This is a genomic window from Streptomyces sp. NPDC057939, assembly GCF_042887545.1.
In the GTDB taxonomy this organism is placed as follows: domain Bacteria; phylum Actinomycetota; class Actinomycetes; order Streptomycetales; family Streptomycetaceae; genus Streptomyces.
Genome location: NZ_JBHVPG010000011.1, coordinates 95,576 through 110,963, shown reverse-complemented (window position 1 = coordinate 110,963; position 15,388 = coordinate 95,576). Strand labels below are relative to the sequence as shown.

Below are 15,388 nucleotides of genomic sequence, written 5' to 3'. Positions count from 1 at the left end.
GCCGATATCGTCCTGGCATGACACAAGGGTTCGATGTGGTGCGGTCGCTCGCTGCCGGTGTTGAAAGCCGCGGGAACGCCTGGGAGTTCATCCGCGGGTTCGTCGCGAACTGGTCGGAGGCGCTCGGCGATGACGACGGCTGGAGCGAGGCGGATCTCGCGGCAGCGGAGGAGAGGCTCGGCGTTCGGCTGCCCCTGGCGCTTCGGGAGGCGTACCTGCTCCTCGGCCGCCGGCGGGACCTGACCAGCAACCACGACGTCCTGCTCAGCCCGTCGGAGCTGTATGTGGACGAGTCCAAGGAGGCACTGGTCTTCCGGCACGAGAACCAGGGGGTCGTTTCCTGGGGGATCCTCCTCGACAAGCTGACGGACGACGACCCTGCCGTCTTCATCAGGGCCGACTTGGCGGACAAGGCCGCCGAACGCTGGGAGAGCTGGCTGGAACGGCTGTCCCTGTGCTTCATCGAGATCGTGCTGTCGGAATCCCTGCAGGCCGATGGGGAGGTCTGCGACTTCCTGAGCGATTTCGACGACCACGGCGTTGACCTGGTGGAACAGAACTGCACCCGGCTGCCGTTCCCCGCTTACCCGATGTGCGAGGAAGAGGACACCATCCGTTGGTTCCTGGGAGACGACGTGCTGCTGCGTGACGACGGCATTGGTCTGCTGGCCCGCGGCCGCAGCGAAGCAGCCCTCGACGGAATACGTGACCTGCTGCCGGGCGATTGGCTGAACGACTTCCGGTAGACGACATCGCATTCCCGTGGAAGGGCCGCCCTTTCGGCGTCGGCAACGGGCGCTCTCGTGACTCACCGACAAGACCGGGGCGGCGGCCGCCTGCCCGGTCTTGGCCGATAGAGTCACAGGTCATGGGGGATCGGACACGTGTGAAGCACTGCAAGCAATGCCGCCGGCCGCTCGACGAGCGCAGCCGCCGGCGTCGCCCGAAGCGGTTCTGCAACCGCCGGCACCGCCTGAGGTACTGGGTGGAGGAGGTCTTGGACGGCGTCCTGAACTAGGCGCGCCACCCGCTCTTCGTGCTGCCGTCCCGCGTTCGGAAACGGCGTGGTCCACACGCCCGCACATGGCTACTCTGGCGCTCTTCGGAGCGGAGGAGGCACAGGACGGTGAAGCGCAGGACACCCCAGGAGAAGAAGCGGCTGAGCTACCTCAAAGATCATCGGAACAGCTACGGCGAGAACGACAAGAGCTCACGCAAAAGCATCCGCCGAAACAAGCGCTCTCCCAACAGCGCCAACCGGCGTCACGCACAGACCGCGCTGACGACGCTCGTGGGCTCACCCGACGGTGTCCGCGCCGACGCTGTTGAGCAGCGCATGAACGGCCGGCGCCCGAAGCGCTGGCGGAAGTTCCCCGACGCACCGCTGGGTGCCGTCGTCGACGATGCCCTCCAGCACCGCGCGAAGGCGGGCACCGCCGAGGCCCGAAGTGCTGCTGCCCGCCTACGCAGCCTTCGCAGCCGGTTCGACTGGACGGCCCCCTCCGACAACCCGCTGCTGCCGCCCTCCATGGTGCGCCGAGTCCGCTCATCGCTCGCCGAGAACGATGAAATGGTCCGCCCATGACGCCGGTTTCGAAAGCGGGACGGGTGGGGGCCCGTCAGTGCGGGATGCGGCGGCCGAGGAACGCCGCCACGTGATCCAGGGCCGGGGCGTGCTCGGGTACGGGCTGCGCCGGGTCGAAGGACCCGCCGGCGGTGCGGGGCAGGTCACCGTGGATCTCGCGGACGACCGGCAGGGCGGCGCGCGCGACATCGGTTTCCAGATCGCGGTCGAGGCCGAGAGCGGCCGCGAGGTCCCAGCCGTGTACGAGCAGCTCGACGAGGAGCTGCTCGACCACCCGGCGGCCGGGGGCGGGGCCGAACGACCGGTCCAGCATCCCCGGCCGCAGGAAGGCGTCACGCGTCGAGGCGGCGGCGGTCTCGAAGGCGACGACGTGGTCGTCGCCGAGGTGGTCCCGGGTGTGGCCCTCGGTGGGGGGAGTGCCGTGGGCCAGGCCGCCCCAGATCATGTTCTCCCACACCAGATGGTTGAGGAGATCGCGTACGGTCCAGTCGTCGCACGGGGTCGGTAGGTCGAAATGTGCCGGCAGCGTTGCGCGGACGAGTGTGCCGACCATGTCCTGGACCTGCGTGAAGGCGTCCAGGACACCGCCCGGCCACGGGTCGACGTCGTCCCTGTAGAGCTCTTCGAGTCGGGCATCGCGCGCGCCGGGCGCGGGGTTGGCGAGCAGTGCGGTGATCAGCCACCGTCCCTCCTCGGCGATGCCGGCAGGGGCGGGGCGGCCGCCCAGAACGCACAGCAGCTGCCAGAAACGCTCGACGACGGGCTCGGACGCGGCCGTGAGTTGCTCGTGCAGGAGCGCGCGCGCCTCGGGTCCGTCGGAGGTCAGGGCGGGGACCGTGTTCGCGCTGCTGGCCAGCCAGGCGGCGACGATCTCCGCGACGACCCGGTCGGCGGCCGCGGAGTCCGCTGCCGTGCCTGCGTGCAGCGCCGTGCGGACGCGTGCGGTCCAGGCGTCGGTGAGGGCGCGCATCTCCTCCGCGACCTGGGAGTCCTGCGGTTCCCGACCGTGGCGGGCGGCGTACTCCGCGATGCGTCGCACGGCCGGACGCAGCTCCCCGTCGGCGACCAGTTCTCCCAGCTCAAGCCATGCCTCGACCTGCTCATCGGTGGGATCTTCGGGAAGGTCGGCGGCCGCTGCGGCGAGGCCCTCCCGGAACTGGGGCACGTCCAGATCACCGAGCGTGTCGCTGAGGAAGTCGTGCACGAGCTTGCGCCGTTGGGTGGGTGACATGTGGGCGGTACGGGTCATGAGGGCAAGTCCTTGAGGGGTAGTGCGACGTGTGACCGTGCGCAGGACGGCCTGGTGGGTCCGCAGACGGCGGATCTGCGTCTCCAGCGCCTCGACGTGCGCGGCCGCCACCTCCGAGAGGCCGTCCTCGCGATCCAGTGCGGCCCGGATTTCACCGAGTCCCAGCCCCAGGTCCCGCAGCGTCCGGGCCAGATGCAGCCGGGCCACACCCGCGGTGTCGTAGCAGCGGTAGCCACCGGCCGTCCTTCCTGCCGGCACCACGACACCCGCGTCGGACCAGTGCCTGACGACCTTCACCGGCAGCCCGACCTGTCGCGCCACGGCCCCGATGCTCCACAGAGGCGACGACGCCTCGTCCATGCGCATGTGCTCCACCTTCGACTCTCCCTCCGTGGGAGAGTCAAGCAGCTTCACGCCCCCCGCCGTGATCACCACGCGTGCATCCGGAACCGGGCGGCGGGCAGAAGTACGAGCGGTTGTCGCGGCTGTGCGTGGCTGTGGCAGCCGTCGCAGCCGTCGCAGCAGACGAGAGAGGCGGAGAAGCAGTGCGGGAAACCGGTACGCACGCAGTTCGCGGGGGCCGGGAGTGGGCCGCCCTCGCCGGGTTCGTGCTCCTGACCTACGCCGTTGCCGCAGCGGGTGCTCTCGCCTCGTCGAACGCCGCCGAGGTGTACGCCTCTCTGGACCGGCCGGGTTGGGCGCCGCCCGCTTGGCTCTTCGGCCCTGTCTGGACCCTCCTCTACGCCACCATCGCGCTGTCGGGTTGGCTCGTCTGGCGGTGTGCGGGCCACCCGGAGCGGCGGAAGGCGCTGGCGTGGTGGGGTGTCCAGCTGGCCCTCAACCTCGCATGGACCCCCCTGTTCTTCGGAGCGCGCCGGTACGACGTCGCCCTGCTGGACATCCTCCTGCTGGTCGCCGCCCTCGTCGTCACCGTCCGCCTCTTCCACCGCGTGCATCGAACGGCCGGGCTTCTCCTGATCCCCTACCTGGGGTGGGTCGGCTTCGCGACGGTCCTGAACGCCGCCATCTGGCAGGCCAACACCTGAACCCGTCGACCTGTTGCTATGCGCCGAGCACCCGCTCGAAGTGGCCCGGCCCGGTGTGCGGCAGGACGTGAGCTGCACCGGTGTAGCGGCGGGTCTGCGTCTGCCAGGCGTGGTAGCCGCTCATCCACACGCCCATGATCTGCACGTACGTGTCCACTGCGGCGGCCTGCTCACCGGACAGGCCCAGCTGCGCGCAGAGTCCGGGCACCTGGAGGGCCAGTTCCCGGAACCGGGCCACCCGACGGTGGACTTCCTCCCGAGCCCCGGCGACCGCCTCCTCGCGCGCGCACCCCCGGTCGTGTTCGATCACCAGGACCAGATTGTCCATGTCGCCGCGGGCCTCCTCCTTCTCCAGGGAGTAGACGTCGTTGCACATGAAGGTCACGTCGATGGCAGCCTGGCGCATGATGCGCAGCTGCGGGCTGTGGAAGGCGGCCGGGGGCACATGGATGAGCGCGGCGCGTTCACCGAGGGACAAGGGGAGATCGGTGCCGGCGATACCGCGTCGGACCTGGAGGTAGGTTTCCATGTCGGCGGGGGCGCCACGGATCCTGCCCACCGCCTCGTGCGCTTGGGCGGCGAGGTAGTACTCCCACTCGTGGGCGGTGCGGGCCACCCAGCCGAAAGGGGCGCCGGCAGTGGAGCGGGCCCACAAATCGGCGAACGCCCGCGAGCAGGCATCCGCGGTTTCGGGTGGGGCGGCGCCGTGGACGATGTCGATCAGTCGCCCGCACACCGCCGCGGCCCCGGCGGGGTCCTGCCCGAGGGGGCCGTCGAACTGGTCGTCGAAGACGAAGAAGAACGCCATCGCGTCCGCGCACAGATCCAGCGCGGAGCCCCGGGCGTAGGGGAAACCCAGGGCGGCCAGGCGCGGCATGTCCCAGGAGGTGTACCACTCCAGGGATTCCACCCCGACCAGGCCGAATCGTCCTACCCATTCGAGGTTGCGTCGCCGTGCGCCCTCCAGGTCGGGGCTGACGGCGACGGGGAAGGGCAGGTCGAACTGGATGTCCTGCGGCATGTGTCCTCCGGGAAGGTGCGGGGAACCGTCCGAAGGTCGGCCGGCTGCCGACTCGGAATGACGCGACGGGTGCGGTGGTCGGTTCGGCTCAGCTGTTGTTGCCGCGGCTCCGGTCGGCAGTGGTCAGGTAGGCGATGGCCATGTCGCTGAGCTCGTCGGCGTACCGCTCCCTGGCCGCCTCGCCGGTGGCGGCATCGGGGCGCACGGAGTTGTGGAAGCAGGCGCCGAGGATCGCGCGCGCCGTGGCGTCGAGGGCCTGCTGGGGCTGCGAGCGGCGGATCTGGTCGCTGTACGGGGCCGCCGCGTCGAGCAGGAGTCGGTGGAGTTCGGTGATGGTACGGGCCCCGCGCTCCAGCGCCCCGGCCCCTCGCGCGCTCAACAGCTCGGGGAAGAGGTTGCTGCTGTCGGCGAAGGATTGCAGCAGGGCGTGTGCGTAGGCGTCCATGACGCCGCGGAGCGAGGGATCGGCCGCGCGCAGTCGCTCGGCCACGTACTCCTCGCGGCGCTCCAGCATCCGCTCGGTCAGGGCGCTGATCAGCTGGTCCTTGTCCTGGAAGCGGCGGTAGATCGTGCCGACGGCGACGCCGGCGCGTCGGGCGACGCCGGCGATCGTCATCGCCTCCAGGCCCGAGGTGGAGGCGATCTCCTCGGCTGCCCGCAGCACACGTGCCAGGGTCGCGGCGCTGCGGGCCTGCTGGGGCTCCCGGTGGAACGCTGGGCGCTCCGGCTCCTCGGTCATGCCCCGCATGGTATCCGCGGCGCTCTCAACAGGGACTTTTGACAACTGGTGCACTCCTCGGCGTACCCTCACGATGTGAACGTGAATTCACATTCACATCGTATCGGAGGTTCAAGCATGATCGACAACCGGATTCCCCAGCCAGTCACCGTGACGCTCCAAGCCGGACCCGGCGGCGCCGGGAGCATCGACGACTACGAGCTCTTCCATGCCCGCCGCGCCCTGGACCGCTTCCGTACGCTGCTGGGTCGCCAAGGCCTCCTCGACCTCCTGGCCGCGGACATCGAGGAGGGCAACGCCTTCCTGCGCGAGAGTGCCCGCACCTCCGACGGCACCTTCAAGGCGGGCACCACGGTGCTCGCGACGAAGGGCCTGACCTCGGGCGAGTTCCTGGCCTGGATGGACAAGGCGTTCGCGGGGGACGAGCGCGCGCTCCTCGCGGCTCACCCCGAGCACTACGTGATGGGTACCGACGGGATCGGCGCGCGCGTGGTGGAGAACATCGGCCCCCACGTCGCCGACTTCTACATGGGCGGCTGGGGAACGGACGCGCTGGCCTGGGCCGCGGACGCGGACGAACTCCTCCCGGAGTCGGAGTTTCCGCGCAAGATGTCCTCGAACCTCTTCCTGGCCGACGGCACCGTCGTCGGGCGGGCGCTCATCCAGTTCGGCGACACCGCCGACGGCTTCACCGCGCACCTGACCGTCTACTTCCCCGTCACCTGCCCGGACGACGTCCTGGAGGGCCACCTGCGGCACTACGCCGTCGAGTTCAGGAACTGGATCGTCGCCGCGGCGACCGCCCGGGCCTGAGCCCGCCGACCGGACACGGCACGAACCCTCGGCTGCGAGGGCCCGCCGAGCGACGGACGGATGTGCACGGGCTTATGCGTGTGGACGGATGTGCACGGGCGGAGCGCACGGGGTGGACCGGGATCGGCGGTGCGGCGCCGGCCGGTCCCGGCTCCGCCGGTTCGGGGGTGCTGTCGCTCAGGCGGACGGGTACGCGCTGCGCTTGAGGCGGCGGGCGAGGTGGGCGGTGTTCGCGGCGAGGGTCTTGGTGGTGGCGGCGGTCTTCTCGGGGGTCTTGTCGAGGTCCTGGTAGTCGGTGCCCTGCATGGCTTCCCCGACCCAGTAGGTGACGGCGTTGGGGGCGAGGGTGAACCCGACGTCGTTCAGACCTTGGAAGAGGTCCGCGCTGACCTTGTGGGCGCCGTCCTCGTTGCCGACCACGCAGACGGCGGCGACCTTGCCGTAGGTGAGCATGCGGCCCTCGTCGTCGGTTTCGGAGATTTCCGCGTTCAGACGTTCCATGACGCGCTGGCAGATGCTGGAGGGGTGGCCGAGCCAGATCGGGGTCGCGAGGATCAGGATGTCGGTGCCGAGGATGGTCTCCCTGATGTCCGGCCAGGCGTCGCCGTCACCCAGGTCCGTGGCCACACCGGTCTTCACGTCATGATCCGCGATCCGAATGGTCTTGCCGGTCACGCCGTGCTCGGCGAGGGCCTCCAGGGTCTGCCGGGCGAGGAGATCGGAGCTGGACGCGGCCGGGGACGGGGACAGCGTGCAGACGAGGGCTACGGCACGCAGCGGGGTGTTCTCAGTGGCTTCCATGCCCTCCGACTACCCACGTTCCGGCGGTCAACCCCGCCGTCGTGCGGCGGCCCCCGCCCTGGGACGTCCGTGCGGTCTGTCCGTTCCCGGGAAGGTGCGCGGAACTGGCCGGCCGGGCAGTTCCGCACGCGAGGGTCGCGTTGGTGCGGGTGGGGAACCGTCGGCGGGGCGGATGGCGTGGAGGGGAGGGAGAAGGCGAGAGGTGTGAGAGGCGTGAGGGGAGCGACGATGCCTGGGATGTCACATCACGCGGCTGGTCTCAGAGGCGTGGACGCCCGGCGGCTCGCTCGGGAGGTCCTTGCTCCCCACCGGGTGGACGAGCAGGCATTGGACGACGTGTTGACGGTGGTCGCCGAACTGGTGTCCAACGCGATCCGGCATGCGGGCGGTGTGACCGCCTTCGACGTGCGCCACCTCCACGACGAGGTGGTCGTCGCGGTGTCGGACGCCTCCCCGCTCCTGCCCGTCCCACCGGGAACGCCGCCCACGGTGCCGGGCGGCTTCGGCTGGCTCCTGGTGAACAGGATGGCCACCCGCACCGAAATCCGTGCCGACCACGACGGCAAGACGATCACCGCCTACCTCCCCCTCACCTCCGCCGACTCCGACCCGTGAACACCGTCGGTCGGAGGGCGCGTGCGGCGTCGACGCCGTCGACCCGAACGGAGTGGGGGCCGAAACACCGAGGCGGGCACAGCCCGCGTCGGGGCTCCGCCGGATGCGTGATTGACTCCGCTCTGGACACAAGAGGGGATGACCGGGGCATGAAGACGGCCCCCTGGGGAAGACGTGGGGCTGCGATGACCGGTACGAGGGTGCGCGAGCGCGAGCGGCACCGAGCCGACCTGCCGGAGGATCTGTGGGATCGGGCCAGGTTGGCGGCGGTCGAGGCGACCGGTCTCCTGGACACCGGTCCCGAACGGGTCTTCGAGGACTTGGCGGACCTTGCCGCCCGGGTGACGCTTTCGGGGCGGGCGTTCGTGACCCTGGTCGATGAGCGCCGCTCGTTCTGGAAGGCGTGCGTCGGAGTCGACGCCGTCGCTCTCGCCGACCGGCAGAACCCGGTCGAGGACAGCTTCTGCTACCTCCTGATCGGACTCGGCGGCGCCCCGCTCATCGTCGAGGACGCCCCCAACGACCCGCGCACCCGCCGGCACCCGTCCGTCGGGCCGATGAAGATCGGAGCCTGGGCCGGATTCCCCCTCCTCGGCCCGGACGGCGAGGTGCTGGGCAGCTTCTGCGTCATCGACGACCGGCCCCGCGCATGGTCCCCGACGGACCTGATCACCCTGGAGACCCTGGCCCGGGCGGTCAGCGCCGAGATCAGCCTGCGCCAGTCCCTGGCCGCCGCGCAGAAGGCCCTCACCCTCTCCGCGGACCTGGCCCACTCCCTCCAGCAAGGCCTCCTGCCACCGTCGCCGCCCCGGATCCCCGGAATCGAGGTCGCCGCCTCCTACAACCCGGCCTCCCGGGCCGGGCGCTCGGACATCGAGGTCGGCGGCGACTTCTACGACCTCTTCCGCACCCGGGGCACCTCCTGGGGCGTGGTCCTCGGCGACGTGTGCGGCAAGGGCGTCCAAGCCGCACAGGTCTCCTCGATGGCCCGCTACACGATCCGCGCCCTCGCGACGGAGAACCGGGCCCCGGCCGATGTCCTGGACCACCTGAACACCGCGATGCTCACCCAGGACTCGCCGCGCTTCCTGACCGCGGTCTACGCCCGCTTCCGCCCCACGCCCGGCGGGATCGCGGGGACCCTGGCTCTGGCCGGGCATCCGCCCGCCCTGATCCGACGCGCGGACGGCACCGTCCGCCCGATCGGAACCCCCGGCATGCTCCTGGGCGTGTTCGCCCCGAGCGCCCTGATCGACGTCCGGTTCCGGCTGACGCCCGGCGACCTCCTCCTGCTCTACACCGACGGCGCGACCGAGGCCCGGGCCCGTCCCGGGGCAGGAGAGAAGAAGCACGACGTGTTCGACGACTCGGATCTGATCCGAACGCTCGCCGACACGACGCGCATGGACGCCGCCGACACCATCGACCACATCAACCGGGCCCTCGCAGCCCGGCACGGCGGCTGGGCCAGCGACGACACCGCCCTCCTCGCCCTGCGCGTCCCCGATGTTCACCGACCCTGAGGCTCACGCCATGGACCACGGAACGGACTCCGCCGACCGACTCACGCTGATCGAAGCACCCATCCGGAACCCACCGGCCCGAATCCTGCTCCTGCGCGGGACGGTCAACTGGTGGGACGAAACAGCCCTGCGAACCGCCCTCACCCGGGCCTCCACGGCCGGCGACCTTCCGCTGATAGTGGACGTGGGGTCCATCGAGCATGCCGACGCCGTCCTCCTCGGCCTCCTCCTGCACGCCCACATCCGCACCCGACTTCACCTCGTCGGCCCCCTCAGCCGGTCGCTGAACCGGCGCCTTGACGTCACCGGCACCCGGAGCGCCTTCCGGATCCATCCCCACCTGACAGCGGCTCTCACGGCCATCACGGCGGCCGACGCCCCCGGCGGCTGAAGGAGCCCTCCCGGGGTTGGTGACGCGGAGGATCAGCGCCGCTCCACACGGTTCAAGAAGTACGTCGACGAGCCCGGCCTCGATAACGGTCGCCAACACGCCGCGCCGATCATCTGGGATGATCATGCGGTGAACAACGGGGGACAGTCGGCCGTGAAGGCCGTTGAATCACATGTACGGGCGTTCTTCGAGGGGCATTCCGTTGAGGCCGTCATCCACGAGCCGGGGCCGGAGCGCGGCGAAGTCCCGCCCGACCTACGGGTTCTCGTGGTCGGCCCCGGTCCGCGAGGCGATGGCTGGGCCTATGTGACCGCCGGGTGTTGGGCCGCGACGGAGAAGGACGGCCACGGGCTTGAGTTCGTCATGACCGCCCAGGTCCGCGACCAGCGGTTCATCGACCTCATGGCGATGATCGCCCACTACCACCGCGGAGGACATCGGCTCGACCTGGAACACAGCCTGCCGATCGGTGAGCCGTGGGTGCCGGGCTCGACCTGCGACCACCTGCTGATCAGCCTGCCCCATCTCCACGGACCCGACCTTGAACACTGTCCGCTGCCCGGGGGGCATGCCCGCATCCTGTGGACCTTGCCTGTGACGGCCGCCGAAATCGAGTTCCGCAGGCGTCAGGGCCACGAGGCGTTGGAGCAGCTCTTCGACGATGCGGAAATCGTTCCCACTGATCCTTTCCGCACATCTGCCGTGTGAGGCGACGACCGGGCCGCTCCCCCCGGTCATGGCGGTGATCGCCGATCAGGGGGATGAACCGGCTTGGCTTGATCCTGAGAGCGGAGAGAAGGTTCAATCGCCGCATGGCTGAGAGTCACATTGACCTGGGAGTCGTGACGGCGCCGTCTGGGGTCCTCGTCCTGGGGATGGCGTCGTGGATCGACCATTGGCCCCAGCTGGGGGGAACGCTGTCCGAGCGTGCAAGGGCTTCGGCATCGATCGGTGGCGGACACGTCCACGACTGGATGTGTGAGATGGTCGCGGTTCGCGCCGCCGGTGACAGGCCGTTGACGGTGCGGGCCGGCACGGCGAAGTCTCCGCTCGACGGGGGACCAACCATCGCAACCCTTGAGATCGATCTCGGAATTCCATGGGTCCGCACGGCGGGGAACGAGCCGATCATCCTGGGCGACCTACCGGTCGACCGTTGCGGCATGGTGCTCGGCGATGCGCTTGCCCTGGACTCCTGGACCGGAGACGGCCACCCATCAACCGACGGCCTTGCCGATGTCACCTACTGGGGAGCCCACGCGGAGGCAGCCCATCGTCAGTTCGGCGGAGAGCTGATCCCGGGACGCGGCAATCAAGTGCGAGGGTGGCTCGATCTCCCGCTCGATGACGCCAAGAGCCTCGGCGACGCCCTGGGCGACTGGACGGGGGACGAACAGGGCCGGGGCGTCATGGTTGCAGTCGATGAGCACAACGACTTCCACTCCTTCAACCGAGCGAGTCGGACCCACCCGCTCCTGATCGGCGCGATCGAGGTAGCCGACTGCCCCGTTCTGGGAATCAACTGGGACAGCGGCGATCACTCGATGAGGCATCGCGGCGAACGCCCCTTCGGACAGGTGTATCCCGTCACACTTCAGCCGGACCGCACGGGCCGGACAACGATGCGCTGGACGATCCCGCCCTATGCGCCCGGCCACGACGGCCCGGAGTGAGCAGCGAGGTTCGCCGGGCACTTCCCGGTCGGACCGCCCGAGCGTTCACCCCAACGCGCCCCCTTCGTGCAGGATCCGGGAGAAGCCGAGATGGACGAATGTCCCGCCGTCGCGAGGCGCCCGCGTCCAGGAGCGTGTTGGGAAGGTGCTGAGCCTGCACCATGTCAACGCGAGCCCGCGTTCGGTGTGCAGGGTCTCCAGCATCCGGCGTTCGTTCTCCGGCTCGCTGTCGCGCGGGCGGAAGAGCCGTACAGGGTCCAGGGCCCGGGGTAGCACGCTGTAGCGCTCGATCTCCGCGCCGCGCATGGCGAACGCGAACACCGGTCTCGCCACCACGAGACGGTCCCCGGTTCCTCCCTTTAGGGTGCTGCCATGCGGATACCCCGTGCACTCGCCGTCCTGCTCACGGCCGCCGCTCTGGCCACGTCCTGCACCCAGGACGGCGGCAGCGACACCGGGTGGTGGGAACCCGACGACGCACTCCAACGGGTCCAACGGGCCTTCGATACCGACGACGTCGACACCACCCTCATCGCCGAGGCATCCAAATACGTGGCCTCAGGGGTTGATCAGATCCTCGATACCCCTGGCGACAAGCCCTACCGCTTCGACATCGCCTGCGACACCGAGGGCGTGTCGACCATCGCCCTGACCCTCCTACGTGACGGGACCAGCCGCACCTTCGAAGTCCGCTGCGGAAACCGGCAGTTCGTACGTGTGAACGTCCCCGCGGGCAGGCCCGTCACGGCCAAGGTCCCCCCGATCGAAACGGACTCTCCACCGAGCGGCATCATCGTGTGGAACCTCAGCACCCTCGCCCCACCGGACGTGCACGGCTGCCCGGACGACATCCAGGGCTGCACCGGATGACGGAAGCCGCTCCTCCGGTGGACGCGGGTACGTCGTAGCCGGCGCGGTCGAGCCGGTCCTCGTTCACGAACGGCTCGACCTGTGGGCCATCGCCCCCTGGCACGGCACGCACGCAGCCGGCGGCTCGGAGAGGTGTGGTTCATCCGAGGGCTGTCGGGCGCGCCGTTCTGCGGATGTCGCCGGGGGTTCGTCCCTCCCAGCGGTGTACCGCGCGTCGAAGCGCGCGCGCATCGCTGAACCCGACGCGGCCCGCGACCGACTGGAGGGGCAGGTCGGTCGTCCGTAGGAGGTCGAGTGTGTGCTGCTGTCGTATCGACTCGACCTGCTCGCGCCAGGTCGTCCCGTTCTCCCACAGCCGGCGCTGGAGGGTGCGGGGGCTCAAGGCCAGGCGTCTCGCCACCCTCTCCAGACTCACGGCGTCCTCACGGAAGGCGGTGGCCAGGACCATCCGGAAGCGATCGTGCCACCGCAACACGGGTCGGGAGGCCGCCAGCAGTTGTTCCGCGTGCTGGATGAGCAGCCGATCCAAGCCGGGCTGGGCCTTGGGCAGCGGGGTGTTCGCGTCGTCCTCGGTGAAGGCGATCGAGTTGTACGGTGCGCCGAACGAGATCCGGTCGGTGCCGAACATTTCGGCCAGTTGCCGGGACCGAGCCGGCGGGCGATGGGTGATGGTCACGTAGGAGGGGATGACGTGACGTCCGACGGCAGCCCGGGCCCGGTCCAGGAAGAGAGCGAGGGCGAACAGGTCGACTGCCTCCACCAGGTCCGGCCCCCAACTGCCGGTGGCGTGCCGTACGACGACATCGCGTCCGTCCTCTTCGACGAGGAGCCGCTCCGCAGCCGGGTCACCGAGCGAGGCGATGTGCTCCACGGCTCGGCTCAGGGACTGGCCCAGGGTGGGGCCGCTGGTGATCAGGTAGTCCCAGACCCCGAACGTGCCGATCGGTGCGTTGGCCAGGACCCGCGGACCGATGAGCGTGTGTGGCTCCGTCAGGACGAGTTGCTCCCAAATGGTGAGGAGGGAATGGGTCGATGTCCTGGCGAGGTCGTCGCGCAGGACGTCGGGACCGAGGTCGGACAGGAGGTGGAGCCTGCCCGAGGCCGGCCCGGGGACGGCGTTCATGAGGAAGCGCGAGAGATGTGTCGAGACGGTACCGGCGACGGCTGGAGACTGCTGCATAGGGCCGATGATCATATCAGCCAACGTCCGGAATTCGACCGTTCAGCAAGCGTCCGCAGGTGGGGGCATGCGGATCGGCACCTCGCACGGAGTCCCCGCTCATCCCGACGCGGGCCGGACGGGTCATGTCACGGGCCCGCCGGCTCCCGGCTGATCGGGCGGGTCGGAACCTCGGTGATCTCGTTCGACTGCGAGGACCGGTCTCCCGCTCTCAACGCAGTTGCTCGGCGAGCGCGACGATGATGCCGTCCGGGCCGCGGAGATAGCAGAGCAGATGGCTGTCCTCGAACCGGGCGATCTCGCCGACGAGTTCGGCGCCGTGAGGGCGCAGGCGGGCCACGGTGTCCTCGATGTCGTCGACGGCGAACATCACGCGGTGCGTGCCCAGAATGTTGTGCGGCCGGTTGCGCGGCCCGGCGCTGATGACCGCGGGGCTACGGTACTTCGCCAGCTCGATCCGGCTGGAACCGTCCGGGGTCCGGACCATCGCGATGTCACAGCGGACGCCGTCGAGCCCGGTGCACTGGTCGGCGAAGGGGCCCCCGACCTCCGCCCTGCCCTCCAGTTCCATACCGAGTTCCACGAAGAACGCGACTGCGGCGTCCAGGTCCTCGACGACGATACCGACGTTGTCCATCCGCTGAATCGCCATGCTGTTTCTCCCTCTTCCTCGTGCGGCGGGCGAAGGCCCACTGCTGTCCCTGGGACGAAGCCCGTGGCACGTTCTCGACATCCTCGGACCACCGGGAATTCCCATGGAGAAGATCAGCCGCTGTGCGTCGTCCCGCGAGTGCCGCCCCGGAGGGCGGAGTCCACCACCGCCCGGCAGCGGGGCGCACGTCACTCCCGGCGCCGGGACGTCCCGGACGCCCCGGTCGGAAGGGTAAGCGGTGAGGCGGCGACATCCCTGCGAGCGGGAAGCATCCGACCAAGGAGTCACGTCGAACAAACCCACTTGGCCGCCCACCGTGACCACTGCTACGTTTCCCGGGACCGTGCCAGAGCCCGAGGAGGTGGTACCCGTGAACGCAGTATCGACATGGGTGCTCCCCTCCGGGGCCACGGTCGGGCGATAGGCAGGTCGTCCGGGAGCGCCGTTCACGAGCACTCCCGAAAGGCACCACCATGCACTTCACCTCCGAACAACGTCACGACGACGGTGTTCTAGAGCGCCGATTCACCCTCGGCGAGATCCCCGGCATCCTGTGGACGCCCGCGCCCGCGTCCTCGCCCGCATCGGCGCCACTGATCCTGATCGGCCACCCTCCTCTCGGACTGGGCAGGATGTACCCCCGTCTGGCGGGACGAGCCCGGTACTACGCCGCGGAGTACGGCTTCGCCGCGGCCACCATCGAGCTGCCGGGGAGCGGTGAACGGCCCCGTTGGGCCGCCGCCGAGCAGGCCCGCGCCGACCTGCGCCGGGCATTGGAAGCAGGCGGGCCGGTGAGCGACGAGATCGTGGACGCCCTCATCCTCCCGCTGGTCGAACGGGCGGTCCCGGAATGGCGGGCCGCCCTGGACTCCCTCCTGTCGTTGCCCGGGATCGGCGGCCCGGTCGGGTACGAGGGAGGAGTGATCTCCATCGGCGTTCGCCTCGCGGTCGTCGAACCCCGCATCGTGGCCGCCGGCTTCTTCGCCGGGAGCCTCGTGCCCGCCGCCATGTTCGAGGAGGCTCGACAGGTCACCATTCCGCTGCATGTCCTGTTGCAGTGGGACGACGAGGGGAACGACCGGCAGGCGGCCCTGGACCTGTTCGATGCCTTCGGCTCCAAGGAGAAGACGCTGCACGCCAATTCGGGTGGGCACACCGGCGTCCCGCAGTTCGAGCTCGACGCCGGAGCCCGCTTCTTCGCCCGGCACCTGAAGTGAACGTACGGCGGCC

General features: G+C 69.8%; 18 protein-coding genes. 11 read left to right on the top strand and 7 right to left on the bottom strand.

Annotated features, from left to right (window positions below; all coding sequences use genetic code 11):
* Positions 1–17: 17 nt before the first annotated feature.
* Together ACFVS6_RS15405 and ACFVS6_RS15400 are read left to right on the top strand one after the other, a co-directional pair.
* On the top strand, positions 18–746 hold the full coding sequence (locus ACFVS6_RS15405) for an SMI1/KNR4 family protein (protein WP_389704053.1): 729 nt from the start codon (positions 18–20) through the stop codon (positions 744–746).
* 380 nt (positions 747–1,126) lie between these two features.
* Entirely contained in the window at positions 1,127–1,585 is a 459-nt protein-coding gene (locus tag ACFVS6_RS15400) for a hypothetical protein (protein ID WP_389704052.1), read from the top strand.
* A 34-nt stretch (positions 1,586–1,619) separates the two neighbouring features.
* On the opposite strand, the gene ACFVS6_RS15395 is transcribed toward ACFVS6_RS15400, so the two are convergent.
* Positions 1,620–3,200 (bottom strand): TIGR03086 family metal-binding protein, encoded by a 1,581-nt coding sequence (locus ACFVS6_RS15395; protein WP_389704050.1) that lies wholly within the window; start codon positions 3,198–3,200, stop codon positions 1,620–1,622.
* 179 nt (positions 3,201–3,379) lie between these two features.
* Between ACFVS6_RS15395 and ACFVS6_RS15390 the strand changes: the two genes are divergently transcribed.
* Positions 3,380–3,880: a TspO/MBR family protein gene (locus ACFVS6_RS15390; protein WP_389704048.1), complete on the top strand. Its 501-nt coding sequence runs from the start codon at positions 3,380–3,382 to the stop codon at positions 3,878–3,880.
* A gap of 16 nt (positions 3,881–3,896) precedes the next feature.
* Here ACFVS6_RS15390 and ACFVS6_RS15385 read toward each other — a convergent pair whose 3' ends face one another.
* On the bottom strand, positions 3,897–4,901 hold the full coding sequence (locus ACFVS6_RS15385) for a terpene cyclase (protein WP_389704047.1): 1,005 nt from the start codon (positions 4,899–4,901) through the stop codon (positions 3,897–3,899).
* Positions 4,902–4,989: 88 nt separating this feature from the next.
* The gene (locus tag ACFVS6_RS15380; RefSeq protein ID WP_389704045.1) at positions 4,990–5,640 is read right to left on the bottom strand and encodes a TetR/AcrR family transcriptional regulator; all 651 of its coding nucleotides are present in this window, start codon (positions 5,638–5,640) and stop codon (positions 4,990–4,992) included.
* A 117-nt stretch (positions 5,641–5,757) separates the two neighbouring features.
* Here ACFVS6_RS15380 and ACFVS6_RS15375 point away from each other — a divergent pair, with 117 nt between their 5' ends.
* Positions 5,758–6,453, top strand: coding sequence for a hypothetical protein (locus tag ACFVS6_RS15375; protein ID WP_389704044.1), 696 nt, complete (start codon positions 5,758–5,760; stop codon positions 6,451–6,453).
* Between the two features lie 177 nt (positions 6,454–6,630).
* Here the strand turns inward: ACFVS6_RS15375 and ACFVS6_RS15370 are convergent, their stop codons facing one another.
* Complete coding sequence (locus tag ACFVS6_RS15370) at positions 6,631–7,254, bottom strand: flavodoxin family protein (RefSeq protein ID WP_389704042.1); 624 nt, start codon at positions 7,252–7,254, stop codon at positions 6,631–6,633.
* Positions 7,255–7,491: 237 nt separating this feature from the next.
* Between ACFVS6_RS15370 and ACFVS6_RS15365 the strand changes: the two genes are divergently transcribed.
* The 5 genes from ACFVS6_RS15365 (at position 7,492) to ACFVS6_RS15345 (ending at position 11,456) form a co-directional block, all read left to right on the top strand.
* The gene (locus ACFVS6_RS15365) at positions 7,492–7,869 is read left to right on the top strand and encodes an ATP-binding protein (protein ID WP_389704040.1); all 378 of its coding nucleotides are present in this window, start codon (positions 7,492–7,494) and stop codon (positions 7,867–7,869) included.
* Positions 7,870–8,054: 185 nt separating this feature from the next.
* The gene (locus ACFVS6_RS15360; protein WP_389704038.1) at positions 8,055–9,392 is read left to right on the top strand and encodes a PP2C family protein-serine/threonine phosphatase; all 1,338 of its coding nucleotides are present in this window, start codon (positions 8,055–8,057) and stop codon (positions 9,390–9,392) included.
* Between the two features lie 10 nt (positions 9,393–9,402).
* On the top strand, positions 9,403–9,783 hold the full coding sequence (locus ACFVS6_RS15355) for a hypothetical protein (RefSeq protein ID WP_389704036.1): 381 nt from the start codon (positions 9,403–9,405) through the stop codon (positions 9,781–9,783).
* Between the two features lie 129 nt (positions 9,784–9,912).
* The gene (locus ACFVS6_RS15350) at positions 9,913–10,491 is read left to right on the top strand and encodes a suppressor of fused domain protein (RefSeq protein WP_389704034.1); all 579 of its coding nucleotides are present in this window, start codon (positions 9,913–9,915) and stop codon (positions 10,489–10,491) included.
* Positions 10,492–10,595: 104 nt separating this feature from the next.
* On the top strand, positions 10,596–11,456 hold the full coding sequence (locus tag ACFVS6_RS15345; RefSeq protein ID WP_389704033.1) for a hypothetical protein: 861 nt from the start codon (positions 10,596–10,598) through the stop codon (positions 11,454–11,456).
* Between the two features lie 45 nt (positions 11,457–11,501).
* On the opposite strand, the gene ACFVS6_RS15340 is transcribed toward ACFVS6_RS15345, so the two are convergent.
* Entirely contained in the window at positions 11,502–11,789 is a 288-nt protein-coding gene (locus ACFVS6_RS15340; RefSeq protein ID WP_389704032.1) for a hypothetical protein, read from the bottom strand.
* Between the two features lie 39 nt (positions 11,790–11,828).
* Here ACFVS6_RS15340 and ACFVS6_RS15335 point away from each other — a divergent pair, with 39 nt between their 5' ends.
* Positions 11,829–12,326 carry a hypothetical protein gene (locus tag ACFVS6_RS15335; RefSeq protein WP_389704030.1) on the top strand — a complete coding sequence of 166 codons (498 nt, stop codon included), beginning with the start codon at positions 11,829–11,831 and terminating at the stop codon, positions 12,324–12,326.
* Positions 12,327–12,465: 139 nt separating this feature from the next.
* Here the strand turns inward: ACFVS6_RS15335 and ACFVS6_RS15330 are convergent, their stop codons facing one another.
* Positions 12,466–13,506, bottom strand: coding sequence for an AraC family transcriptional regulator ligand-binding domain-containing protein (locus ACFVS6_RS15330; protein WP_389704028.1), 1,041 nt, complete (start codon positions 13,504–13,506; stop codon positions 12,466–12,468).
* A 211-nt stretch (positions 13,507–13,717) separates the two neighbouring features.
* Entirely contained in the window at positions 13,718–14,158 is a 441-nt protein-coding gene (locus ACFVS6_RS15325; protein WP_389704026.1) for a VOC family protein, read from the bottom strand.
* A gap of 473 nt (positions 14,159–14,631) precedes the next feature.
* Between ACFVS6_RS15325 and ACFVS6_RS15320 the strand changes: the two genes are divergently transcribed.
* The gene (locus ACFVS6_RS15320; protein ID WP_389704025.1) at positions 14,632–15,375 is read left to right on the top strand and encodes an alpha/beta hydrolase; all 744 of its coding nucleotides are present in this window, start codon (positions 14,632–14,634) and stop codon (positions 15,373–15,375) included.
* Positions 15,376–15,388: the final 13 nt, after the last annotated feature.